This is a genomic window from Lentzea sp. NBRC 102530 (assembly GCF_030269365.1).
Taxonomy (GTDB): domain Bacteria; phylum Actinomycetota; class Actinomycetes; order Mycobacteriales; family Pseudonocardiaceae; genus Lentzea.
In genome coordinates, this window is record NZ_BSTF01000021.1 from 15,285 (window position 1) to 39,525 (window position 24,241).

Here is a 24,241-nt window from a genome sequence, read left to right on the forward strand (position 1 = left end):
GCTCAAGTCCTAGTCAGGAGGACCACTAGCAGTACAGGTTGCCGCCAGGGGCCACGCCGAGGATGCTGGTGAACTGCTGGTACTTCGACACGCGGCTCTGGACCTGCGCCGGGTTGCGGCCGTCGCACTCCAGGGAACCGTTGATGCTGCGGATGGTCTGGCCGAAGCCGGCGCCGTTGACCATCGCCATGTGCGGCGTCATGGAGCCGGGGCCCCACTGCGTCATCCAGTACCAGATCGCCGTCCGCCACGCGGTGGTGGAGTTCTGCGCCACCTGGTACGGGTTCTGCAGCAGGTTCAGGCCGAGGTACTCGCCCGCCGCCTGGTAGTTGAAGTTCCACGACAGCTGGATCGGACCGCGGCCGTAGTAGGCGTAGGTGCCGGCCGGGCAGCCGTACGGACGGCTCTCGTCGCAGAGGTCGTTGTTCTTGTTGATCTCTTCGATGTAGACGAGGCCACCGGTCTCGTGCGAGGCGTTCGCGAGGAACGCCGCGAACTCCTGCTTCTTCACCGCGTCGCTGCCGACCGTGCCGAACGCGGGGATCGTCTTCGTCGCGTCGATGAAGCCCTGGTAGGTGTAGAAGCTGTTGCGGCCGGGGAACATCTGGTTGAACTGGGCCTCGGAGACGATGTTGCCGCCGCCGCCTCCGCCCCCGCCGCCACCGTTGCAGGTGTGCGACCTCCAGTACCAGGTGGAGATCGTCGGGTCGTAGCCGGGGTTCTCGTTCTCGGCGATGTAGTACAGGCCGTTGGGGGCGTACCGCACGATGCTGCCGGCCGGGTACCACTGACCCGCTACCCAGTCAGGAGCGCTGCAGGTGCCGCCGCCACCTCCACCGCCGCAGTTCGCCGGCTCCCAGTACCAGGTGGAGATGATGGGGTCGTAGCCGGGATTGTCGTGCTCGGCGGTGTAGTACTTGCCGTCGGTGTACCTGACGGTGGTGCCGGCCGTGTACCACTGCCCGGCCACCCAGTTGTTGCCCGAACAGGCCTGTGCGGACACTTCGGCCTGCGCGGACGCGGTCGGGGCGAGGACGGCCACGGTCGCCGCCATCGCCACCGCCGCCAGAGACGCCAGAATTCTTTTTCTCAGCAAGGTCACTCACTCCTGGAGTCTTGCGCCCGGAGGATCAGGTATGTGAACAACGCTGAGGTTGGCATCAGTGGTCCAGACCAGTCAAGGGTCTAGACCTTTTTCTTCTGTGGTGGAGGAAGAGGTTCCCCTGGGTGGCACCGAACGACCTGGGGGAGCGCTCTCACTTGCTAGCAGTAGAGGTTCGACCCCTGCGCGACGCCGATGATGCCGGTGAACTGGCGGTACTTCGACACGCGGGACTCCACCGCGCCCGGGTTGCGGCCGCCGCACTCCAGTGAGCCGTTGATGCTGCGGATCGTCTGGCCGAACCCGCGCGAACCGGTCATCGCCGCGTGCGGGGTCATGGTGCCAGGGCCGTTCTGCGTCATCCAGTACCAGATGGCGGTCTTCCACGCCGTGGTGGCGTTGGTGGCGACCTGGTCGGGCTTCTGCAGCAGGTCGCGGATGCCGAGGTAGTCGCCGGCCGCCTTGTAGTTGTAGTTCCACGACAGCTGGATCGGGCCGCGGCCGTAGTACTGCCGCACCCCGGCGGGGCAGCCGTAGGACTGGCTCTCGTCGCAGTAGTCGCCGCTCTGGTTGATCTCGCGGAGGTAGTACAGGCCACCGGTCTCGTGCGAGACGTTGGCGAGGAACGCCGCGAGCTCCTGCTTCTTGATCGTCTCGCTGCCCTCGTTGGCGAACCTGCCCGACCAGTTGATCGCGTTCCGCAGCCCCGAGAGCGTGTAGAAGCTGTTGCGCGACGGGAACATCTGGTTGAACTGGGCGTCGGTGATGACGTAGGGCGCCGCCGTCGCCGGCTGAACGAGCGTGAAGACGCCGATCAGCGCGACGAGCAGGGCGGCGGCGCGGGTCCTGAGCATGGGGACCAACTCCTCGGAGTGTCAGGGCGGCCACTGCGTGTTACCGCTCTCACGGTGGCAGGGCTGATACTCCGAGCACAAGAGGTGGTCTATACCTTTTAGATACGTGAACCGGTTCGTCAGGAACCGGAACCGTACGGGCGGGTGATGATCTCCAGGTTGTGGCCGTCGGGATCGCTCCAGTAGACGCCGCGCCCGCCGTCGTTGGTGTTGATCTGCCCCGGCGCGCTGTGGAACGGGTCGGCCCAGTGGTCGAGGCCGCGTTCCCGGATGCGGCCGTAGATCTCGTCGAACTCGTCCTCGGAAACGAGGAACGCGTAGTGCTGCTCGGTGATCGGGCCGGACGCGGTCAGGTAGTCGAGCGAGACGCCGTTCGCGACCTCGACGACGAGGAACGGGCCGAAGCGCACGGCGTCCGGCAGGCCGAGGAGCTCGGTGAGGAAGCGGGCGGAGACGTTCTGGTCGGAGCAGTGGACGATGGTGTGGTTGAGCTGTACGGGCATGACACCTGTCTAGTGCAGGTGTCATGCCCGCGCAGCACCTTTAACCCCGGATGGAGAACACCGGCCAGGTGCCGGTGTGGTTGGTCTTGCGGGTTTCGTAGTCGATCGTGTTGGCGATCAGGTCACTCGGCCGGTTCTCCACGAAGTTCGCGTAGAACGTCGTGTCGGCGCCCGCCGCGTACGGGATGGTCAGATCGTGTTTGCCCGCAACGGATCCGCCGGGCGTCCACGACTTCACCAGCAAGCGCTTGCGGTCCGCGCTGGCGTAGGAGAAGTCGACGCCGCCGCCCGTCGCGACGAGGTCCTTGAACAACGACGTCGAGCTGTCCACCGTCGTGGAAGTCCAGGTGCCGGAAGCGAAACGGGAGAGCACGATCCGGGCGCTGGTGCGCGTGTGCACGCCATGGCCCAGCACGAGCGAGCCGTCGTTCAACGGCACCGTCACCGGGTTCTCCTCCGGCAACGCCTTGTCGGCCGGCAGGTCCGTCGGGTTCGTCGTCACGACGCGGGTCTTGTCGGTGTCACCCGAGTCGATCACCGTGCCGAGCGACGCGCCACCGACCGTGAACAGGGTGCCGGACGCCGTGTCGAGGTAGGCGACGTAGATGTTCTTGCCGCCTCCGTTGTGGCCCTTGGGGCCGCCGTGCAGCGACCAGGTCAGGTAGACGCGGCCGTTGCGGTGCGTCACGCCGAACGCGTACACCTCGGCGTACCTGTCGGCCGTGCGGCCCGAGTCGATGATCGTGCGCGGCGCGGACCACGTCTGGCCGTTGTCCGTCGACTTGATCATCTTGTACGTGCGGTACGGGTACGAGAGATCGGTGTTGTGGCTGTAGAAGAGGTGGATCGTGTTGCCGGTGACGACCGGCTCCGGGTAGGTGTTCTTGTCGGTGCTGATCGTCCGCGCCGACCAGGTGCCCGTGATCGACCGCGGCGCAGGCGCGGTGTAGAGCTGCATCGACGCCGTGTGCGTGGCGCGGAAGACCGCGAGCCGGCCGTCGCCGAGCTGCGTCAGCACCGGGTAGTCGTGGTAGGCGTTGTCGTGCGTCAGGTTCAGCGTGGCGACCTTGACCGCCGCCGACCACGAGTTCGCCGCGTGGTCGAACGCCTTGACGTAGATGTCGTGCCGGGTCCCCGAGTACGTCACGAACGTCTTGTTGACGCTGGCGTCGTACACACCCGCGCCGTTGGTGCGCAGGCACCCGTAGACGCTCGCCGTGGTGACCGTGTCGAGAGCGGGCGCGGCCTGCGCCGGCTGACAAAATGCGACAAGAATCAGCAACACCGCGAAGAAAACGCGCATCGCCGACCTCCGATGGGTGTCGGGGCGGCGACGATCAGACAATACTGCGTTCCATGCGGACACTGGTTGTAGCCGGACTGTTACTGGCCTTAACAGTTCCTGCCCAGACAGCACAGGCGCAGGAAGATCCCTCCTCGTTGGTGAACCCCTTCGTGGGCACGCAGAACTTCGGCAACACGTTCCCCGGGGCGTCGGTGCCGTTCGGAATGGTGCAGGTCAGCCCTGACACGGGAGGGCAGGGCGGGTACGACTACAAGGCGAACTCGATCTACGGGTTCTCGCAGACGCACCTGTCGGGCGTCGGCTGCGGCGTCATGGGCGAGCTGCCGGTGATGCCCACGGTCGGGTCCGTCGACAACGTTGACATCAACGCCTACAAGTCCGAGTTCAGCCATTCGGACGAGGCCGCGCAACCCGGCTACTACCGCGTCGGGCTGTCGAAGTACGGGGTGAACGCCGAACTCACCGCCACGCAGCGGACCGGGTGGCAGCGCTACACGTTCCCCGCGAGCGGCGCGGCGAACGTCCTGTTCAACACCGGACGGTCGAACCAGACGGTGCTGGACTCGGAGATCCACGTCGTCGGTGACCGCACGATCGAGGGCCGGGTGCGCAACGGCCGGTTCTGCGCGGGCAAGGACGAGCACACCGTCTACTTCACCGCGACGTTCGACCGGCCGTTCGCTTCCTTCGGCGCGTGGCGGGGGAGCGTCCCCACGCCGAACGTCCGGGACGCGGCCGGCACGGGCGGGAACGGCGCGTGGGTCACGTTCGACGCGACCGCGGACCGGGACGTCGTGCTGAAGCTCGGCCTGTCGTACACCGGCATCGAGGGCGCGCGGAAGAACCTCGCGGCGGAGGCTCCCGCCTTCGACTTCGACGCCACGGTCAACGCCGCCAAGGACGTGTGGAAGAAGCAGCTCGACGCCGTGAGGGTCACGGGAGGGACGAGAGATCGGCAGGTCGCGTTCTACACCGCGCTCTACCACTCGGTGCTGCACCCGAACCTCGCCGGTGACGTCGACGGCAAGTACATGGGCTTCGACGGCGAGGTGCGCACGGCTTCCGGCCACACGCCGTACCAGAACTTCTCGCTGTGGGACACGTACCGGCCGCAGAACCAGCTGTTGCAGATCCTCGAGCCCAAGGTGGCAAGAGACGTCGCACTGTCCGTTGTGGCCAGTGGACGGGACGGGGGGTGGTTGCCGCGCTGGGCGCTGGCCTCGTCCGAGACCAACATCATGACGGGTGACCCGGTCACGCCGTTCCTCGTCGAGGCCTGGTCGAAGGGGCTGCTGAAGGGGTACGAGGAGGAGACTTACCAGCTCCTGCGCACCAACGCGACGTCGTTGCCACCCGCCGAATCGCCGTACAACGGACGGTCGGGTGTGCGGTACTACCAGGACCGCGGCTACATCCCGTCCGGTCTCGAGCTCGGCAAGGACTGCGCGCACAAGGGCGGCGACAACGACTGCGTCCACCCGGCGTCCGCCACTCTGGAGTACTCGGCGGCCGACGCGTCGCTCGCGTTGATGGCCAAGGGACTCGGCAAGCGGGCCGACGCGCGGATGTTCGCCGACCGCGGCCAGTGGTACCGCAACCTGTGGGACGCCTCGATCGGGCAGTTCCGGCCGCGCACCGAGGCCGGCACCTGGCTCGCGCCGTACAACCCGGTCGACGCCGCGCACCAGTTCCACGAGGGCGGCGCCCACCAGTACCAGTGGCTCGTGCCGCAGGACCCGGACGGCCTGGTGTCGTTGATGGGCGGGCGCAAGGAGACCGAGAAGCGGCTCGACTCGTTCTTCGTCTACGACAAGTTGCTGCTGGACCCGGCCGGTACCGCGAAGCGCGACTGGATCACCGAGCCGTACGACTACTACGGCAAGCCGACCTACAACCCGAACAACGAACCGGACCTGCTCGCGCCGTACATGTACCTGTGGGCGGGCACGCCGTCGAAGACCGCGACGGTCGTGCGGGCGGCGATGACGTTGTTCACCACCGGCCCGGACGGCATGACCGGCAACGACGACCTGGGCACGATGTCGGCCTGGTACGTCTTCTCGTCGCTCGGGCTCTACCCGACGTTCAACGGCGCGGACTTCCTCGCCCTGTCGTCACCGCAGTTCGAGACCGCGACCGTCCGAATCGGACAGTACGGCACACAGGGCGGCACGCTGAACGTCAGCGCGCGCGGTGTGTCGGACACCAACAGGTACATCAAGAACGTGTCGTTCGGCGGCCGGGACGTCCGCAAGACCTGGCTGTCGTGGACCTCGTTGCAGCGCGGTGGAAACCTCACCCACGAGGTGTCGTCGAAGCCGTCGTCCTGGGGCACCGGGCGGTCCGACGCCCCGCCTTCGCTCAACGACGGCAACCCGGACTCGCGCCGGGCGTTGTCGGCGTCGTTGCGCAGCACCGAGATCGTGCTGCCGACCTCGGAGACCGCGCAGTCGCTGACCGTGCAGCTCGACGTGCTGGCGCAGTCGCCCGCCGCCACCTCGGTGCGGCCGGAGGTGACCGCTCCGGCGGGCTGGAAGGTGAGCGGTGCCAAGCCGTTCGTGATCGTGTCGCGGCACCAGCCGACGCAGAAGACGGTGCCGCTGACGTTCACCGTGCCTGCGGGCGTGGCGCCGGGCAGCTACGACGTCTCGGTGCAGGTCGGGGAGGTCGTGCTGAAGGCGGTCGTCGAGGTCAAACCCGCTGCCCTGTGCGCGTTCTCGACGTGCTCGGTGGACGTGACGCCGGAGCTCAACCACGACGGCACGGCCACGGTCGCGGACTCGGCGTCGGGCGACTTCGACGGCGGCGGCTGGAGCTACGACGCCGCCCTGCTGCCCGCCGCCGGCCCCGTGACGTGGGGTGGCATCACCTACCAGGCACCGGACCCGACGGGCACGGCGCCGAACTTCGTGGAGGCGCGCGGCCAGGGCATGTTGCTGCCCACCGGCCAGTTCTCGTGGCTGCACGTCGTGGGCTCGTCGCACAACGGACCGGTGTCCGCCGCGTTCACCGTCTGGTACGCCGACGGCACCTCGGCCGAGGTGGCCGCCACCGTGCCCGACTGGGCGGGCGGCGGGCCGACCGTGCTGGAGATGCCGCACCGCATCAAGGCAGGGCAGGGCGTTGACGGGCCGCCGGTCCGGCTGTTCGGTCAGTCGCTGCGCCTCGACCCCGCGAAGACGGTCCGTTCGGTGACGCTGCCGGACGACCCGCGGGTGGAGCTGTACGCGGTGACGCTCGCCTGATCCGCGCTGGTCGAGGTGCCCGCAGGAACCGTTCCGCCGGCACCTCGACCACCCGGTACAGCAGCCAGGCCGCCACCATCGACGCCGCGAACATGCCGAGCGCCGCGGCCAGCGGGAACGCGTGCACGTCGAGGAACTTCTCGGCGACCCGGATGACGATCTGGTGGACCATGTAGAACGCGAACGACACCGTGCCGAGCCACACCATCACGCGCGACCGCCACGGCGACCACCTGCCGCTCAGGTCGGCGACGGCGGCCGCCGGGATCAGCAGGGCCAGCGGGATCACCGTGCCCGCGACGTACGGGAACGACGCCGGCAGGTACCACGACCCGACGTAGGCGACGGCGAACAGCGCGGTCGCGGGCCACAGCCCGAGCCCGATCCACCTGCCCTGCTGCACGACCCGCGCCATCGCGATGCCGAGCACGAACTCCAGCGCGCGCACGGGCGGGAACACGAACACGAACCAGTATTCGAGCGGGCCTGGCATTGACAGTGCGATCAACGGAACTGTCAAAATCGCGATCACCGTTCCGCTTGCAATCAGCCACGGCTTGCGCATCTGCCATTTGATCAGCAGTGGGAATGCCAGGTAGAACGCCATCTCGCAGGAGAGCGACCACGCCGGGGTGTTCAAGCTGAAGTAGACGGACTCGTCCGGAACCCACGCCTGGGTCAATGAGAGGTTCGCCAGCGCGGCGCCCGGAGTGACGGCATCGACCAGCAGCACCAGCAGCCAGGTCGCCACGTGGTTCGGGTAGATCTTCGCAGCTCGGCGACGCCAGGAAGTGCGCGCCGTGGTCTCCGGCCTCGCAGACCACGTGAGCACGAAACCGGACAAAATGAAGAAGAAGCTCACTCCGGTGGCGCCTTGACGGAACGGCACGTCCAGATAGGGCCACAATCCTGCCGAGTTGATGTGGAATCCGAAGACGATGAACGCCGCGATGAATCTCATGCCGGTCAGCGAAGGCAAACGCCCCAGCTTCGCTTCCGTTCCCTGATTCTGCACGACGGTGGGTTCGTGCGGTTCATGGCCGTTGTTACAAATTCTTTTTGGGCTTGGAATACGATGTTTCGCATGGAACGCCTGAAGAGCGGTGTGCGGTCACGGGTCTGGGCGGACGGCGACCGGGTCGTCAAGCAGGTGGTCGGCGACCCGGCGGCGTTCGAACGGGAGGTCACGGCGTTGCGGCTGGCCGAGCACACCGGCGTGGTGCCGCGGATCCTCGAGGTCGACCACGAGCAGCGGACCGTGGTGCTGGAACGACTGCGCTCGGACCCGTTCGGCGAGGACTGGGTGATCGCCTACGCCCGCGGCCTCGCCAAGCTGCACCAGGCCACCGGCCCCGAGCACGCCGGACTGCTGCCGCGCCAGCACGTGCCGGACCCGGAGCCGTTCCTGCGGTTCGTACACGCGATGGGCGTCGAGATCGGCGGCGCGGAACGGGAGCTGGTGTTCGCGGACACCGGCAAGTTCGACCTGGTGCACGGCGATCCCTGCCCCGGCAACGACCTGTACTCGCCCGACGGCGCGAAGTTCGTCGACTTCGAGGGCGCGGCGCTCGGCGACGGGCTGGCCGAGGTCGTCTACCTCCGCATCGGTTTCCCGACCTGCGCGACCGTCTCCGAGACGCCGCGCGCGCTGCGGGAGGCGGCGGAAGCGGCCTACTTCGAGGAACGCGGGTTCACCGCGCCGCTCGAGGACGCGTGCGTGCGGTGGCTCGTGAACGGCGACGCGCTGGTGCAGCGGGCCGAACGAGACGGTACCGACCACCTCGCGCGGGCCGTGGAGCAGGACTGGTTCTGGTACAGCACGACGGCACGCGGCCGGTTGATGTTCCGGGCGGCGATCGTGGCGACGTTCACCGAGACCCATCCGGAGACGAGCGCGCTGGCGCGGCGGTTGCTGGAGAGGATGAACCAGGTCTGGGAGCCGCAGCCGATCGACACCCGCCGCACGCACGTCTCATGACCAGGCGGAGAGCTTCAGCCCCGAGGTGAACGAACGCTCCACGCCCGACACCGGGTCCGGGAAGGACAGTGTGCGGGCGAGGAGTTGCAAAGGCGACGAGAAGTCGTCGAGCGGACGCTCCCGCAACACGGGGTAGAAGTCGTCGTTGACGATCGGCACGCCGAGCCCGGACATGTGCAGCCGCAGCTGGTGCGTGCGCCCGGTCACCGGCTTCAGGTGGTACCGGCCGAGGCCGTCCCGATGCTCCACCAGGGACACGTGGGTCTCGGCGTTGGGTTCGCCGTCGGCCTCGAACGCGGTGATGATGCCGCGTTCCTTGATGATCCGCGATCTTACGACCCGGGGCAGTTCGAGCGACGGGTCGTACGGCGCGATCGCCTCGTACTCCTTGGACACCAGGCGGTCCCGGAACATCGTCTGGTACTTGCCGCGCAGTTCGCGGCGCACCACGAAGAGCACCAGCCCGGCCGTGACGCGGTCCAGCCGGTGCGCGGGGGAGAGATCGGGCAGTCCCAACGAGTCGCGCAGCTTCACCAAAGCTGTCTGCATGATGTGCTGGCCGCGCGGGATCGTCGCGAGGAAGTGTGGTTTGTCGGCGACCACGATGTCGTCGTCCTGGTACACCACCCCGACCTCGAACGGCACGGGCACCTCGACGGGCAGGTCGCGGTGGAACCAGATGTAGGAGTCGGGCACGAACGGCGTGTCGAGGCCCAGCGGTCCGGAGACACCCCAGATCCGTTCCTCCACCAGCATCTCGTCGATGCGTGCGGCGGCCACGCGCGGCAGGCGTTCCACGAGGTGGTCGCGCAACGACAGCCACGGGCCCTCGGAGGGCAGCTTCAGCCGTGCCGCGTCCAGGCCCGCGCGCTGGGGGAGGGGGGAGGAGGGTTTGCGTCTCATCGCACCCACCAGTCTAAAGCGTCGGGAAAACCGAACGATATCGCTCGGAAACGTTCGCTGTACTGAACGGACCGTGCGAACAAGACTGGGCTCATGTCGGTCTTCCTCGTCCTCGGCTCCGTCGTCTCCCTGCAGTTCGGGGCGGCGTTCGCGAACCAGCTCTTCGGCCAGATCGGCGCACCCGGCGCCACGGCGCTGAGGCTCGGCATCGCGGCGCTGATGCTCGCGGTGGTCGTGCGGCCGAAGTTCCGCCAGGAGACCCTCGTGCTCGGCATGACCATGGCCGGCATGAACGGCACGTTCTACCTCGCGCTCGACCGCATCCCGCTCGGCGTCGCGGTGACGATCGAGTTCCTCGGGCCGCTCGGACTCGCGGCCGTGCTCAGCAGGCGGGCCCGCGACTTCGTGTGGGTCGGGCTGGCGCTCGCGGGCGTCGTCGTCCTGGGCGTACGTGAGTACACGGGCGCGAAGCTCGACCTCATCGGTGTGGTGCTGGCGTTGATCGCGGCCGTGTTCTGGGCCTGTTACGTGCTGGCCGGGCGCAAGCTCGCGACGGCGGGGCTCGGCACCGGAGGCCTGGCGGGGGCGAGCCTGATCGCGGCGGCGCTGACGTTGCCGTACGGGCTGTCGACGGCGGGGACCGCGTTGTTCGAACCCAGGATGCTGCTGCTCGGCACGCTGGTGGCGCTGCTGGCGTCCGCGATCCCGTACACGCTGGAGATCCGGGCGCTGAAGACGTTGCAGGCCAGCACGTTCGGTGTGGTGCTGGCCCTGGAACCGGCCGCGGCGGCGCTCGCCGGGGCGGTGCTGCTCGGCCAGCACCTGAGCGTGATCTCGTTGTGCGGCATCGCGCTGGTGATCACGGCCGGGGTCGGAGCGGCGCTACGGAGAGCGCCAGCGCCTCGCGAAACGCCCGCACAGCGGGATGCTGACCTCGTCCTGCCCGTGCCGCAGTGAACAGCAGCCGGGACTGCGGGACCGGCAGCTCGTGCAGGTCGACGGTGATCTCGCGGTCGTACCAGACGAGGTCGGGCAGCAGCGCGACCGCGAGACCCCGTTCCACGAACCGCAGCTTCACCAGCACGTCCGTCGAGGAGAACCGCACGTCCGGCTCGAACCCGTTGTGGCGGCACCAGTTCACGTTGAAGATCCGCTGCGGGAAGCCGTCGGTCTCCATGATCCACGGGTGGGAACCGATCTCCTCGACCGGCAGTCCGCGCGGGACGGCCAGCCGGATCGGGTCCCGGGTCAGTTCCCGGTACTCGAGGCCGGCCAGGCGCGCTTCCGGCTGGTCCGGCCACTCCTCCACGAAGACGAGGTCGAAGTCCCTGGCGTGCAACGCGGAGAGCGCTTCCGCGGGGTCGAGCACCTGGAACTCGATCCGCAGTGACGGATGCTCGTCCCTCATGCGCGCCAGCGTCGCCGGGATCAACGCGAGCGCCGCCGTCTGGAACGTCGCCACCCGCAACGTGCCGGTGATCTCGTGCAGCGACGCCGCCACCTCGGACTCCGCCTGGTCCAGGCGGGCGAGGACCTCTTCGGTGTGCCGCACCAGGATTTCGGCCTGCGGGGTGAGCTTGACCCGCCTGCCGACCGGTTCCAGCAACGGCACGCCCACCTCGGTCTCCAGCAGGGAGAGCTGCTGCGACACCGACGACGGGCTGTAGTTCAACGCCTGCGCGACCGCGGCGAGCGTCCCCCTTTGGGAAAGTTCGCGCAGAAGTCGCAGACGGTGGAGGTCGAACATTCGATCAGTATCCGCTAGTCTCCGGCTACCGCCCCCTGAGAGAACGTGCTGCCCTCAGCACGTTTTGAGGAGGTATCGGTATGTCCAAACGACTCCGCATCGCCGCGGGGATCGCACTGGCGACCGGTCTGCTCGTGTCGGTCTCACCGGCACGGGCTCAGGTCGAGACGGGTCCCTGGACCAGCTACTCGCCCTCGTTCACCGTTCAGGAACGCGGCTGTGGCAACGTCGACAACCTCACGTTCCAGCTCACCTGCTCCACCGCGAGCGGAGACCAGCGTGCCGAGCGGCGTTACGCCACTTACACCGGCGGCACGCGCCAGTTCGAGGGAAGCTTCCGGATCACGAGTCTCGGCGGCACCCGCATCAGTCTCAAGCAGACGTTCCGGGAAGCTCCGAGCGCCGGACCGTTCTGGATGCTCGCCGTGGAACGCGGCGGCCGGCTCTACGCCGTGCACGGGGGCGCCACCATCGCCACCGGCGCGACCGTGGGAGCGACTGTTCGCGTGAACACCGTGCACAACACGGCCACGGAACACCGCACGTACATCAACGGCTCGCGTGCGCACACCTACGCGAGTTCGGGTACGAGCTTCTACGACAAGTTCGGCGCCTACCGGACGTCCAGCGGCCAGGGACCCGCCACGGTCGTCTGGAGCAACGTCCGCTTCTGGCGCAAGTGATCAAGCGACTGTCGGTGGCGCTCCTGCTGTTCTCGGCTGCCTGCGGCCAAGAACAGCAGGACCCCGTGCTGACGTCCGAGCTGACCTCGCCCGTGGACGTGACGCTGCACTGGCGTCCCGAGGCGGGGGTGGCCGGGCAGGTCGTCGAGTACGCGAACGCGGCGGACGGCGAGTACACGATCCTGGAGTTCAGCCCGGCGTCCAGGAACACCTACAGGCACCCCGACCTGATTCCGGAAACCCGGTTCTACTACCGGGTCCGGCCGTTCACGGGGCCTCCGTCGGCCACTGTGGACGTCACGTTGCCCCCTGGTGACGAGGTGCCGGAGATCGAGGGGCCGGACTGGACGGCCGCGGTGAAGGGTGGCGGGGGCACGCACGCCGTGTCGTCGCCCGAGTCGGCCGCGGCCGGACTGGAGGCGGAGGTGAAGCACGCCAACGGGATCCTCTTCACGTGGGAGGACCGGGCGGCGGACGAGGACGGCTACCTGATCGAGGTCAGACCCGCGGGCGCGGCGGACTACCGCGTCGCCGTGCAACTCGACCCGGACACCACCTCGTACGGGGTGATCACACTTCCAGACGAGAAAACCGCGACCTATCGGGTGCGGGCGTTCCGCTTCGGGGCACCGTCGAACCTGACTCAGCAGACGACGGGGAAGGTCTGAGCGCCTGTCTGGCGGCCCACGCGCTCGCGGCGAGGAGCAGCGTCGCGAGCGCGTAGGGCCAGGTCGCGCGTTCGGTGAGCGCCAGCAGGACGTTGGTCGCGGACAGGAGTCCGAACACGCTGCTGAGGAGCCACCAGGTCAGCTGGGTGTCGTGCAGGCGGGCCGTCATGGCGGCCCGGTTACCCGTTCTCGACCGCCTTCACACCTTCTTCTTCCTCTTTTTCTTCTTTTTTCTCGCCACGGCGGCGCATGAACCCGAAACCGGGGATGCCGAGGATCGCCTGGCGCATGTCGCTCGTGACCTCGAGCAGCTGGTGGACCTCGGGTCCGACCTTGTCCAGGGTGGCGAGGATCGGGAGGATGTCGCTGGTCAGGTGCTCGGTGAGGACCGGCAGCTCGTCCACGAGCTTGATCGCGGCCTCGACCTCGTGCGGGGAGAGCTCGTCGACGAACCGCTGCGCGAGCGGCTGCGCCTTCTTGGCGAGCGGCTCGTAGATGCCGATCAGCTCGTCGGCCGTGCCGGCGGTCCGGCCCGCCGTGACGACGACCTGCGCGGCCCGTTCGGAGACGTCCGCGGCACTCGCGGTGATCGCGCGGACCTCGTCCACGGCCTTCTCGGCGTCGGCGACGACGTTCGCGGTCCGGTCGACCAGCGCGTCCGCCTTCACGACGATCCCGTCGACGGCGTCGATCGTGCTGCTGACCTTGCGGACGAGCTGTTCGACCTCGCTGATCAGGTCGAGCACGCGGCTCGGGACGGCCGCCACGGCCGCTGTCGTGTCGAGCGCGGTGTTGAGCGCCTGCTTGGCAAGTCCCATGCCGGGGATTTCCATGCGTCCACTCTGCCTTAAGCGTTGGTCGGTTTGGGGGAACGCCATTCGGTTTTCAAAAGTGTCAGACCCCGTGATTACCGTTCCTGATGTCGGCCAAGCGGCTGACCAGGCGAACCGGGAACCGGAGCGGGTCCGAAGTTGTCAGAGTCGAGGGTTAGCATCCCCGGCGGCGAGGGAGGGCGCTTTATGTCGTGGTGGCACCGGATCAGACGCATCATCTCCGGTGGAGGGCGGGAGTCGGCGAGTTTCGTCGCGGCGTTGCTGGGCGTGCTGGTGCTCGCGGGCGCCGCGCTCGGGCAGGGCATCTCCCGGACGTCGGTCGCGGTGTCGGACGGTCTCACCTGGCTGGGCGACGACCAGCGCGGTGAGGTCGTGCAGGTCAACCCCGTGTCGGGCAGGCCGCAGACCCGGTTGCAGGTCAGCGGTCCCGACTCGCAGCTGGAGATCGCCCAGGAGGACGGCCGGCTGATCGTGCTGAACCGCCGCACCGGCGAGATCACGGTCATCGACCTGGCCACGCTGCTCGCCTCCGGCCGCCGGCAGGCGCCGCCCGGCGCGTCGAGCAAGGTGCTGGTGGCCAACGGGATGGTGTTCGTCGTCGACCGCGCGGCCGGCACCGTGCACACCGCCGACCCGCTGACCCTGGCCGACGTCGGGCAGACGTGGCAGGCCGGGCAGCCGCTGGCCGACGCCGTCGTGGACGAGCGCGGCGTGCTGTGGCTGGTCGACCACGGCGGCACGCTGAGGTCGCTCGACTGGTCCGACGGCGACGAGCGGTTCGAGGAACGGTCGCAGCGGCAGGTCACCGGTGCCGGGCCGCGCACGGTGCTCGTGCCGCACGACCAGGGCGTGACGCTGATCGGTCTCGACGGCGGTGTCGTGGTGCGCGACGGCACGGGCGAGGACGTCGACTCGTCGACGGACCGCTCGGACGCCGAGGTGATCGCCGCCCAGACCTCGCCGCTCGACCTGGTGCCCGCGTCGGTGCCTTCCTCCTCGACGGTCGTCCTCGTGGTCGGACGTGAGGTCCTGCGCGTCGACGTCGGCGCCATGGGGTGCCCGAAGCCCGGCCGGCCCGCGGTGTTCCGCGACAAGGTCTACGTGCCCTGCAAGGGATCCGGCAAGGTCGTCATCCTCGATCGCGGTGGCAGCCGCGGCGGGGACGACGTGCGGACGTCCGGCGGGGCCGACCCCGAGCTGGTGTTCGACGACGGCCGGTTGTTCGTGAACGTGCCGGGGTCGTCGACCGGCGTGCTGGTGGACCCGGACGGTGCGACGCGGTCGTTGACGATCCGCAGCCCCGAGCTGCCGGTGAAGGACCCGGACCGCTCGCCGCCGCCGTCCGTGCCGCCGCCTCCGCCGCCGAACCCGAACGAGCCGCAGAAGCCGCCGCGCAACCCCGGCAACGGCAACGGCACGCCTCCGGACACCGGTGGTTCCACGCCGCCGTCGGTGCCGTCGACCCCGCCCTCGGTCGGCGGGACGGCTCCGGGCGCGCCCGCCGGGGTGACCGTGCGGGAGAAGTCGCGCAACGCCTCGGCGCTGGTCGTGACGGTGAGCTGGAGCGCGCCGCAGTCGGCCGAGCCGATCGTGGGGTACACCGTGGCCGGGTCCGGGTCGTTCAGCGGTGGTTCGGTCTCGGCGCAGACGGCCGCGACGTCCGCCGACCTCTCGGTGCCCTGTGCGGGAACGACCTTCTGCTCGGGCGGGCGCCTGGACGTGACGGTGCGCGCCTCGACGGCGTCGACCGCGGGTGCCTCGGGCATGGCCGCGTTCACGGTGACGCCGCCGCCGAACAACCCGCCCCCCAACAACCCTCCGCCGGTGACGACGACAACGACGCCGCCACCACCGCCCCCGCCGGTGACGACCACGACGACGCCGCCACCCCCGCCGCCTCCACCACCGCTGCCTTCGGCGGGTGCCGGGGTGATCACGGGTTTCACCGGAGGGGTGCGGATGCCGACGCGCACGGTGAACATGGCGCCGCCCGCCGACTGGGCGAGCCACAACGGTCGCTGCGAGGTCGTGAACACCACATGGGACTACGCGGTGGGCATTGCCTGCAACGCGACCACGGCGCGGATCTCGCTGGAGGAAGGGCCGAACCGGATCGTCGTGCGCGCCTACGCGGCGTCCGGCGGTGGCCAGGTCGACTCGGCGGGCAAGAACGTCAGCCTGCTGATCGACGAGTGCGGCGGGAAGCCCGGCTGCATCCCGAAGGTGGCTCCGGCCGGAGTGGAGACCGCGCCGATGGGCGTGGGTGGGCTGGGTCTGCTGGCGTGCGCGTTCCTGTTGCGCATCGGTGTTCGGCGTGGAGATGAGGACAAATGATCGACACCGGTGAGGTTTCCGCCTTCCGCGACCTGCACACGCGGCTCGGCGACGCGGTCGAGGGCGCGGTGCGCGGCAAGCGCGACGTGGTCGACCTGGTGCTGGTGGCGATGTTCGCGGGCGGCCACGTGCTGCTCGAGGACGTGCCGGGCACGGGCAAGACGACGCTGGCGCGTGCCGTCGCGGGCGCGCTCGGCGGGGTGTCGCGGCGGGTGCAGTTCACGCCGGACCTGCTGCCGTCGGACGTGACGGGCACGTCGGTCTACGACCCGCAGACGGGCCAGATCCGGTTCCGGCCGGGCCCGGTGTTCGCGAACATCGTGCTGGCGGACGAGATCAACCGCGCGGCCGCGAAGACGCAGTCCGCGTTGCTGGAGGTCATGGAGGAGCGCACGGTCACGATCGACGGCGTCGGGCACTCGGTGCCCGACCCGTTCCTCGTGGTGGCGACGCAGAACCCGATCGACCTCGACGGCACCTACCGCCTGCCCGAGGCGCAGCTCGACAGGTTCATGCTGCGCACCTCCATCGGCTACCCGTCGGTCGAGGACGAACTGGACGTGCTGCGTCCGGGCAGCGGCGCGGGCCGGATCGCCGACGTGCGCACGGTGTCGTCGCCGCGCGAGGTCAGCTCGTTCAGCGCTCGGCTGTCCCTGCTGCACGTGGCCGACCCGATCCTGCAGTACATCTCCGCCCTGGGCACGGGCACCCGCTCCGACGAACGCCTGCGGCTCGGCACCTCGACCCGCGGCCTGCGGACGCTGGTGCGGTGCGCGCAGGTGTACGCGGCGTCCAAGGGCAGGCACTTCGTGGTGCCGCAGGACGTCCAGGACATCGCCGACCCGGTGCTGGCCCACCGCCTCGTCCTCACGCGCGAAAGCGTGCTGTCGGGCGTGACGACGTCGGAAGTGCTGGCGGACGTGCTCTCGCGCGTGCCGGTGCCCAAGCCCGCCGCGCAATGAGACTCACCGCGCGCGGCACCGGAACGGCGGTGCTGGGCCTGCTCATGCTCGGCGTCGGCCTGTGGTGGCGCTACGCGGGCATGGCGGCGTTCGGCCTGGCGCTGACCGCACTGGTGATCGCCTCGACCGTCTCCGTGCTGGTCGCCTCACCGCTGACGGTCTCGCGCACGGTCCGCCCCCGCACAGTGCCGCGCCTGGCCCGCTGCTCCGGCCGCCTGGAACTCTCGTCGTCCGGCCGCTGGCCCGTGGCACTGGACGCGGTGGACCTGGTGGCGGGCGCCGCGACCGACGTGGACGTGCCGTTGCTCAAGCCCGGCGTCGTGGAGGCGGTCGACTACACGATCCCGACCGAACGCCGAGGTGTGTTCGACGTGGGCCCGCTGACGTTGCGCCGCAAGGGACTCGCCGGCCTGGCCCAGGCCCGCACGGTGCTGGGCGAGGTGGTCCAGGTCCGCGTGGTCCCGCGCGTCCTGCCGGTGCGGGGCCTGCCCTCCGGCGCCCGCCGGGGCCAGGTGGGCGCCGACGAACGCGTCGAGCGCGGCGGCACGGACCTGGTGGGGCTGCGCGAGTACGTGCCGGGCGACGACCTGCGCCGCCTGCACTGGGCGACGTCCGCGCGCACCGGCACGTTGATGATCCGCGAGGACGCCGACCCGGCCCGCCCGCACCTCGCCGTGCTGCTGGACGACAGCGCTTCTTCTTATGACGACCCGCAACGCTTCGAGGAAGCCGTCGAGGTGGCGGCGTCGCTCGTCACGTCGGCGCTGGAGCAGGGGCACCCGGTGCGGCTGCTGACGTCGTCGGGCGGCACGGACATCGAGGAACAGCAGGACTCGGCGCCGATCCTGTCGGCGTTGGCCGACCTGGAGCTGCAGGACGTGGACGGCCGGCCGACCGTGCCGGTGCGCGACCTGGACGTGGTCGCGGTGATCAGCGGGAAGACGGTGCCGGCGCTCGTGCTGGAGGCGGGGCGGGCGGCGTTCGGCACGGTGCTGGTGGTGGACGAGAAGAAGCCGGTGAGCGCGGCCGGGTCGGTGCTGGTGATCAACGGGGCCGGGGCAGAGGACCTGGTGGACTCGTGGAACGCGGTGGTGTCGCGATGAAGCGCGAAGCGGTGAAGTTCGCGTGGGTGTCCGCCCTGCTGCTCGTCGGTGCCCTCCAGCTGGCCCAGGCGTGGGACGGCGCGTTCGTCTACTTCGGACTGGCCGCGTTCTCCGGCTTCCTCGCCCTGCTGCTCAAGAGGTTCGTCCCGGCAGGCCTCGCCGCCCTGGCCGTCATGGTCGTGGCGATGGCCGGCGGGTTCCTGATGGCCAAGGGCGCGTCCCCCGACCGCGACCCCACGTGGGTGCTGCTCGACACCGTGCCCCGGCTGCTCACCGCCGCCCGGCCGGCCCCGGCGACGCCGGAATTGCTGGTACCGGGTCTGCTGCTCATCATCGGCATCTCCACCGGTGCGGTGCTGTCGGTGACCAGGCGCGGCACGGCGTTGTTCGTACCCGCACTCGGCGCCGCCACCCTGTACGTCGCGGCCGCGCTGCTCACGACCGGGCGTGCGGACAGCTACGGGCTGGTGGCGTTGACGATGGTCGTGGTGCTGGCGCTGGGCTGGCTGATCATCGACCGGCGCGGGCCCGTGGTACCGCCCGCGGTGCTGGCGACGGCGTTGGCGGCGTTGACGTTGCTGACGTTCGTGTTGCCTGCCAACGGGTTCGAGCCGCGCAAGCTCGTGACGCCGCCGGTGACCGACATCGCGATCTCGAACCCCTTGCCGCAGCTGGCTTCCTGGGCGGCGCAGGGGGAGACCGAGCTGTTCCGCATGCGCGGGCCCGAGGTGCCGGTGCGGCTGGTGACGCTGAGCCGGTACTCCGGGGCGTCGTGGGAGGCGGCGTCGACGTACGGGCCGCTCGGCGTGGTGGACGCGCCGGACCTGCCGCTCGGAGGGAAGGTCCAGGACGCGAGTGTGGACCTGCAGATCACCGGGTTGCAGGGGGAGTGGCTGCCGGGCGTCGGGAAGCCGCAGGCGGTGTCGCTGAGCAACGCCATGGTGGATCCGGACACCGGGTCGCTCGTGGTGGCGGACGGGCTGAGGACCGGGCTGAGCTACACGGTGCGCGGGGTGGTGGAGACGCCCGCGGACAACGATCTCGCCGAGGCCCAGGTGCCGGTCGACGTCACGAAGTACACGGCGTTGCCGCGGTTGCCGTTCACGCTGGCGGACTACGCGCGGCAGGCCACGCAGAACGCGCGCACGCCGTACGAGAAGGCCGTGGCGCTGGAGCAGGTCGTGCGGCTCAACCGCAGGCCGGACGCGGAGGCGCCGGTCGGGTCGTCGTACGCGCGGCTGGAGACGTTCCTGTTCGGCGCGGAGGGCGAGTCCGGGGCGAACGCCGGCACGGCCGAGCAGTTCGCGTCGGCCTACGCGGTGCTCGCGCGGGCCGTCGGGCTGCCGACGCGGGTGGTGGTCGGGTTCCAGCCGGTGCCCGAGCAGAACGGCGAACGGATCGTGCGTGCCGCGGACGCCACCGCGTGGCCGGAGGTGTACTTCAGCGGGTGGGGCTGGGTGGCGTTCGATCCCGTGTCCGGCAACGGAAGCGGGCCGAGCGCCGCGTCGAAGCGCGAGGTGCTGAACCGGCTCGCGTCCACCACCGCCAAGCCCACGCCGACCTCGCTCGCGTCGGTGCCGCCGCTGGTGCAGCCGAGTGCGGTGGCCGGTGACGCCGTGGCGGCGCCGGCAGCGCCGAAGTCGTTCCCGTTCTGGGTGTTCACGCCCGTGGTGCTGCTCGTCGCGCTCTACGTGGCGCGCACGTCCCGGCGGCTCCGGCTGCGCGCGGCCGGGCCCGTGGGAGCGTGGAACGAGGTGCTCGACGCGTTGCAACTCGCCGGACTGCGGCCGAAACCCAGCCGCACCGTGCCGGACGTCGGGCGCGAGTGGGGCGAGGCGGGCGCACGGCTCGCGGTCGTCGTCGACGAGGCCGCGTTCGCACCCCGGCCCGCGAACGACGAGCAGAGCTGGCGGCTCGCCCGGCAGGTCAAGAAAGCGGTGCGGCGCAAGGCTTCCTGGTGGCGCAAGCTGGTGTGGCCGGTCGACCCGAGGCCGTTGTTCCGGCGCTAGGCCCTGTCCTCCGGCTCGCTCACCCGCGCCTGCCACCTGACAGACTTGAAGGACAAGATCCAAGGGGTGGGGTGGACGGCCGGCCCGCCGCCCGTTCCCCCGTCTAGCGCACGACCTGCGCCGGGATGCAGTTCTTGCCAGTCACCTTGAGCAGCGCCTCGCACAACGCCGGGGCGGTGTCCGAGGGGAACGGGCCGAGCCAGATGAACTGGGTGAAGCGCGGGTCCTCGGGCACGATCACCGGGCACACGTCGTCGCGTCTGCTCAGCTGCGCGGTCTGGCCGCTCAGCGCCGGGTTCGCGCTCTCCCGGTGCTGCACCCACATCGTCTCGTAGTCGAGCAGCACGCGGACGTCCGACTCCCGCATCGCGCCCTCCAGCGAGTGCAGGACCAGAACGGACGAACCGGGATCGCACGGCATGTCGGTGTATTCGAGCTGATCGGGCACAGCGGGTGGCGTCGGTGTGGCACCGGTGTCCTGGGTGGACTGCGACTGGAGGTTGCCGCCGATCAGCACACCGATCCCGATGCCGACGACGAGCGGAACCGCCACCAGCAGGAGTGTGCGGCGCTTTCGTCCACGAGCGAACATCGGTGGGCCGGCATAACGAGCGCTTTGCACCGGGGGACCGTACGCCAGTTCGTGCGCCCGCAACAACAAGGGGGCCAGAACGTTCAGTTCTTGTTGGCGCAGACCTTTGCCGAGCTGCCGCGCTCGCCGCTGTAGCCGAACGCCGCGATCTGGAAACACCGCCGGTCGCCGCCGCCGTCCTCGACGACGTACTTCGTGCCGCCACCGGTCACACGCGCGAGCGCGTTCCCCTGTTCACCCGTCACGTCGATCACCACGAAGTCGGCCTGGCCGTCGCTCGGGTCGCTCCACTCCAGTTCGATCGCCTTGCCCTGGTACTCGGCGCGCTTGAGCACCGGCACGAACCGCGGGTCGGTGTTCGGCGACGGTCCCAGGTCGGCCGAGTCCGACGTCGGCACCGGGAGCGTGGTCGTGGTCGTCACGGGCGGCTGGGCCTGCCGGCCGTCGCCGCGGTTGAGGAAGATGCCCGCGGCGAGGCCGCCCGTCACCGCGATCACGGCCAGCAACGCCAGCACCGCACCGCGTTTGCTCCTGCGGACCGGACCCGTCATCGGTTCGGCCGGCAGGTCCGCGGTCAGCGGCGGCACGGCCGGCAGCGGGATGTCCGGCAACTGCGGCACCGGGCGCGGCTGCGGCGGAGGCGGCGGGACCAGGTCGTGCTGCCGGTAGGTGAGATCCTCCAGGCGGCCGCGCCACGAGTCGTCCGGCTCCGGCTCGGGTTCTGGTTCCGGTTCCGGTTCGGGCTGGAAACCGCGTGGACCGAAACCGGGCGCCTCCGTCGGGCCCTCCGGGTAGAAGTCCGGGCGCTCGCCCAGCATCGCCGTCGCGTCGGGGTCCACAGAGGACAGTGCGGTGCCGGAGTTGGCCGCCATCAGGGCGTCCCGCAGCTCCAGCGCCGACGAGTAGCGTTCGGCGCGGTCCTTGCGCAGGCAGCGGTTGATCACCGCGACCAGCCACGCGGGCACGTCGAACCGGGTCAGCGCGCGGGGTTCGGCGCTGCTCACCCGTCCGACGTAGGACAGCAGCGTGTCCTCGTCCGGGTTGTCCGAGGCGAACGGGGGCTTGCCCTCCAGCAACGTGAACAGCGTCGAGCCGAGCGACCACAGGTCGTCCGCGAACGACGGCGGGGCGCCCTCGATCATCTGCGGCGCCGCGTGCCGGTAGCTGACCATCTGCAGTGACGCGGAATGCCCCGCGTCGGCACCGCGGGCGATGCCGAAGTCGGCCAGCACGTAGGAGGTCGGGAGGACGAGCACGTTCTGCGGCTTCACGTCCCGGTGCAGGATGCCCTGGCCGTGCGCGAACGCCAGCGCGTCCGCCACCGCGATGCCCGCCGCCACCACGTCCTGCACCGGCAACGGACCCATGGCGCGCAACCGGTCGTGCAGCGACCCGCGCTCGTAGAACTCCATGACGATGCACGGGCGGCCGTCCGGCAACGTGCCGGTGTCGAGCACCGTGACGATGTGGGGGTGCTGGCGGCCCAGTTCGACGGTGATGGCGAGTTCGCGGCGGAACCGCGCCACCGTGGCGGGGTCGGTGACCTGGAGGACCTTGACCGCGACGTCGCGGCCGAGGCCGTCCTGCCGCGCCCGGTAGATCGTGCCCTCGCCACCCTGGGCGATCACGCGGAAGTTGCTGAACCCGGGCAACGCGATCCCGGACGCCGGCGCGGCACCCGGAACGGGGGCCCAGGCCATCAGATCGTCTTCCACCAGCGGATCCTAACCCGGAGTGATGGGGTCACCGCTGGACGTTCGGGAGGATCGGGCTCTTCGGTTCAGTCGGTGCGCACTTTCACCTGGAAGCCCAGTGCCTGCAACATTCCGGTGAGCATCACGCGCGTGTTGTCCTCGGCCCGCTTGCGCAGCTCGGACTCGTCCGCCGCCTCCGCGAGCTTCTGCTCGGCCGCGACGTAGAACCGTTGCAGGTCGGGAGGTCCGGCCAGCGCCTGGAAGTCGTCGATGAGACCGCGTTCCTGGCTGTAGACGTACGAACGGTCGTTGTGCAGGTTCGGTTTGTCCAGCTGCGGCTTCGGCAGCCGCAGTTCCACGGTCTTGCCGTCGGGCGAGACGACCAGCCCGTCGTCGGCGAGCGTGCCGAAGTCGACGTAGGCGTTGACCGACCCGGCCGCGACGAACAACGTGCGCTGGCCCGCCAGCGCCGCCGGCACCCACTTCACGTCGTCCTCGATGTCCAGCACGACCTGGAACTCGCCCGCCGCCGCGTGGTACTGGCTCAGGTCCCGGACGGACTTGAGCATGGCGGGCTGGCTGCGGTCGATCGATTCGTTGTCGAAAGGAGTCATCGGACCGAAGGCGAAGACCGCCGCACCGAGGAGAATCACCACGGCCGCGACCAATGCTCCACGCGTCACCCAGCGCCTGTACACCGCGTTGGAGTACCCGTGAGGTGATGCGCACACACGGTCCGTATGGGCTAATCGACCCGAGCGGAATCAGTTCTGCATCCACGTGGTTGGCTTGGACGAGACGAAAGCGATTGATCCAGGAGGCGTGCGGTGGACCCGGAGAACCTGTACGAGGTGGACTCGGAGGTGCCGGACCTGACAGGTGCGGTGCTGCTGCACCACTTCGAGGGCTTCATGGACGCCGGCGCCGCGGGCCGTCTTTTGACCGAACACCTGCTGGAGACGCTGGAGAGCCGCGTCGTCGCCCGTTTCGACGTGGACGGCCTGATCGACTACCGCTCGCGCCGCCCCCTGATGACCTACGCGACCGACCACTGGGAGGACTACGCCGCCCCCGAACTGGTCGTGCACCTGCTCTGGGACAGCGCCGGGCACCCGTTCCTGCTGCTCACCGGCCCCGAACCGGACCGCAGCTGGGAGGCGTTCGTCGAGGCCGTGAAGTCGCTGATCGACCGCTGGGGCGTCCGTCTGACCGTGGGTTACCACGGCATCCCGATGGGCGTGCCGCACACACGGCCGTTGAACGTCATCGGCCACGCCACGCGCCCCGAACTCGTGTCGGAGTACCAGCCCTTCTTCAACCGCGTCCAGGTCCCCGGCAACGTCTCGGGCCTGCTGGAGTTCCGCCTGGGCCAGGCGGGCCACGACGCGATGGGCTTCGCCGCCCAGGTCCCGCACTACCTCGCGCAGTCGCAGTACCCGACCGCCGCCGTGACCCTGCTCGACGCCGTGGCCCGCGCCTCCGGCCTGGCGTTGCCCATCGGCTCGCTGCTCGACGCCGCCCAGGCCGCCGATGCCGAGATCCACCGCCAGGTAGCGGAGTCGGAGGAGGTCGCCCAGGTCGTGGAAGCGCTCGAGCGGCAGTACGACGCGTTCATCCAGACTGTGGGCAACACCGACATCCCCAGCGCGGACGAACTGGGGGCCGAGTTCGAACGGTTCCTCGCCGAGCAGCAGCGTCCGCCGGACCACCTGTAGGAGCTTCCGC

The 24,241-nt window shown here is 69.7% G+C and carries 20 protein-coding genes and 1 pseudogene; 10 read left to right on the plus strand and 11 right to left on the minus strand.

Annotation, left to right across the window (positions count from 1 at the left end; translation table 11 throughout):
* Positions 1-25: 25 nt before the first annotated feature.
* The 4 genes from QSK25_RS38920 to QSK25_RS38935 all read right to left on the minus strand — a co-directional run bounded on the left by QSK25_RS38920 (position 26) and on the right by QSK25_RS38935 (position 3,762).
* A complete protein-coding gene (locus QSK25_RS38920; RefSeq protein WP_285646152.1) occupies positions 26-1,096 on the minus strand; it encodes a glycoside hydrolase family 19 protein in 1,071 nt (356 codons plus the stop codon).
* A 167-nt stretch (positions 1,097-1,263) separates the two neighbouring features.
* Complete coding sequence (locus QSK25_RS38925) at positions 1,264-1,956, minus strand: chitinase (RefSeq protein ID WP_285645948.1); 693 nt, start codon at positions 1,954-1,956, stop codon at positions 1,264-1,266.
* 119 nt (positions 1,957-2,075) lie between these two features.
* A complete protein-coding gene (locus QSK25_RS38930; protein ID WP_285645950.1) occupies positions 2,076-2,459 on the minus strand; it encodes a VOC family protein in 384 nt (127 codons plus the stop codon).
* Between the two features lie 40 nt (positions 2,460-2,499).
* A complete protein-coding gene (locus QSK25_RS38935) occupies positions 2,500-3,762 on the minus strand; it encodes a BNR-4 repeat-containing protein (RefSeq protein WP_285645951.1) in 1,263 nt (420 codons plus the stop codon).
* A gap of 53 nt (positions 3,763-3,815) precedes the next feature.
* On the opposite strand from QSK25_RS38935, the gene QSK25_RS38940 reads away from it, so the two are divergent.
* Positions 3,816-7,010, plus strand: a complete 3,195-nt coding sequence (locus tag QSK25_RS38940; RefSeq protein WP_285645953.1) for a GH92 family glycosyl hydrolase — start codon at positions 3,816-3,818, stop codon at positions 7,008-7,010.
* Positions 7,011-7,074: 64 nt separating this feature from the next.
* Here the strand turns inward: QSK25_RS38940 and QSK25_RS38945 are convergent.
* Positions 7,075-7,971, minus strand: a pseudogene (locus QSK25_RS38945) (acyltransferase family protein); the annotation flags it as partial.
* Between the two features lie 123 nt (positions 7,972-8,094).
* Between QSK25_RS38945 and QSK25_RS38950 the strand changes: the two are divergent.
* Complete coding sequence (locus QSK25_RS38950; RefSeq protein ID WP_285645954.1) at positions 8,095-8,988, plus strand: phosphotransferase family protein; 894 nt, start codon at positions 8,095-8,097, stop codon at positions 8,986-8,988.
* Here QSK25_RS38950 and QSK25_RS38955 read toward each other — a convergent pair.
* Positions 8,983-9,891 carry an RluA family pseudouridine synthase gene (locus tag QSK25_RS38955; RefSeq protein ID WP_285645956.1) on the minus strand — a complete coding sequence of 303 codons (909 nt, stop codon included), beginning with the start codon at positions 9,889-9,891 and terminating at the stop codon, positions 8,983-8,985. The two genes, QSK25_RS38950 and QSK25_RS38955, sit on opposite strands and share 6 nt — an antisense overlap.
* A gap of 93 nt (positions 9,892-9,984) precedes the next feature.
* Here QSK25_RS38955 and QSK25_RS38960 point away from each other — a divergent pair, with 93 nt between their 5' ends.
* Positions 9,985-10,848: an EamA family transporter gene (locus QSK25_RS38960; RefSeq protein ID WP_285645958.1), complete on the plus strand. Its 864-nt coding sequence runs from the start codon at positions 9,985-9,987 to the stop codon at positions 10,846-10,848.
* On the opposite strand, the gene QSK25_RS38965 is transcribed toward QSK25_RS38960, so the two are convergent.
* On the minus strand, positions 10,751-11,638 hold the full coding sequence (locus QSK25_RS38965; protein ID WP_285645960.1) for a LysR family transcriptional regulator: 888 nt from the start codon (positions 11,636-11,638) through the stop codon (positions 10,751-10,753). The genes QSK25_RS38960 and QSK25_RS38965 overlap by 98 nt on opposite strands.
* Before the next feature lie 80 nt (positions 11,639-11,718).
* Here QSK25_RS38965 and QSK25_RS38970 point away from each other — a divergent pair, with 80 nt between their 5' ends.
* Both QSK25_RS38970 and QSK25_RS38975 read left to right on the plus strand, forming a co-directional pair.
* A complete protein-coding gene (locus tag QSK25_RS38970; RefSeq protein WP_285645962.1) occupies positions 11,719-12,321 on the plus strand; it encodes a hypothetical protein in 603 nt (200 codons plus the stop codon).
* The gene (locus tag QSK25_RS38975; protein ID WP_285645964.1) at positions 12,318-12,989 is read left to right on the plus strand and encodes a fibronectin type III domain-containing protein; all 672 of its coding nucleotides are present in this window, start codon (positions 12,318-12,320) and stop codon (positions 12,987-12,989) included. Before QSK25_RS38970 ends, QSK25_RS38975 begins: the two co-directional genes overlap by 4 nt.
* Positions 12,990-13,168: 179 nt before the next feature.
* On the opposite strand, the gene QSK25_RS38980 is transcribed toward QSK25_RS38975, so the two are convergent.
* Positions 13,169-13,822 (minus strand): hypothetical protein, encoded by a 654-nt coding sequence (locus tag QSK25_RS38980; RefSeq protein WP_285645965.1) that lies wholly within the window; start codon positions 13,820-13,822, stop codon positions 13,169-13,171.
* A 186-nt stretch (positions 13,823-14,008) separates the two neighbouring features.
* Here QSK25_RS38980 and QSK25_RS38985 point away from each other — a divergent pair, with 186 nt between their 5' ends.
* Genes QSK25_RS38985 through QSK25_RS39000 form a run of 4 tightly spaced genes read left to right on the plus strand, consistent with a single transcriptional unit; the run spans position 14,009 to position 20,230 of the window.
* Positions 14,009-16,156, plus strand: a complete 2,148-nt coding sequence (locus QSK25_RS38985) for an NHL repeat-containing protein (RefSeq protein WP_285645966.1) — start codon at positions 14,009-14,011, stop codon at positions 16,154-16,156.
* The gene (locus QSK25_RS38990) at positions 16,153-17,118 is read left to right on the plus strand and encodes an AAA family ATPase (RefSeq protein WP_285645969.1); all 966 of its coding nucleotides are present in this window, start codon (positions 16,153-16,155) and stop codon (positions 17,116-17,118) included. The genes QSK25_RS38985 and QSK25_RS38990 overlap by 4 nt, the downstream gene beginning before the upstream one ends.
* A complete protein-coding gene (locus QSK25_RS38995) occupies positions 17,115-18,221 on the plus strand; it encodes a DUF58 domain-containing protein (protein WP_285645971.1) in 1,107 nt (368 codons plus the stop codon). Before QSK25_RS38990 ends, QSK25_RS38995 begins: the two co-directional genes overlap by 4 nt.
* A complete protein-coding gene (locus QSK25_RS39000) occupies positions 18,218-20,230 on the plus strand; it encodes a transglutaminase TgpA family protein (protein ID WP_285645973.1) in 2,013 nt (670 codons plus the stop codon). Before QSK25_RS38995 ends, QSK25_RS39000 begins: the two co-directional genes overlap by 4 nt.
* Before the next feature lie 103 nt (positions 20,231-20,333).
* On the opposite strand, the gene QSK25_RS39005 is transcribed toward QSK25_RS39000, so the two are convergent.
* The 3 genes from QSK25_RS39005 to QSK25_RS39015 all read right to left on the minus strand — a co-directional run bounded on the left by QSK25_RS39005 (position 20,334) and on the right by QSK25_RS39015 (position 23,130).
* Positions 20,334-20,783, minus strand: coding sequence for a hypothetical protein (locus QSK25_RS39005; protein ID WP_285645975.1), 450 nt, complete (start codon positions 20,781-20,783; stop codon positions 20,334-20,336).
* Positions 20,784-20,905: 122 nt separating this feature from the next.
* Positions 20,906-22,537 (minus strand): serine/threonine-protein kinase, encoded by a 1,632-nt coding sequence (locus QSK25_RS39010; RefSeq protein ID WP_285645977.1) that lies wholly within the window; start codon positions 22,535-22,537, stop codon positions 20,906-20,908.
* Between the two features lie 65 nt (positions 22,538-22,602).
* Positions 22,603-23,130: a DUF4230 domain-containing protein gene (locus tag QSK25_RS39015; RefSeq protein ID WP_285645979.1), complete on the minus strand. Its 528-nt coding sequence runs from the start codon at positions 23,128-23,130 to the stop codon at positions 22,603-22,605.
* A 213-nt stretch (positions 23,131-23,343) separates the two neighbouring features.
* Here QSK25_RS39015 and QSK25_RS39020 point away from each other — a divergent pair, with 213 nt between their 5' ends.
* Positions 23,344-24,231, plus strand: a complete 888-nt coding sequence (locus QSK25_RS39020; protein WP_285645981.1) for a proteasome assembly chaperone family protein — start codon at positions 23,344-23,346, stop codon at positions 24,229-24,231.
* Positions 24,232-24,241: the final 10 nt, after the last annotated feature.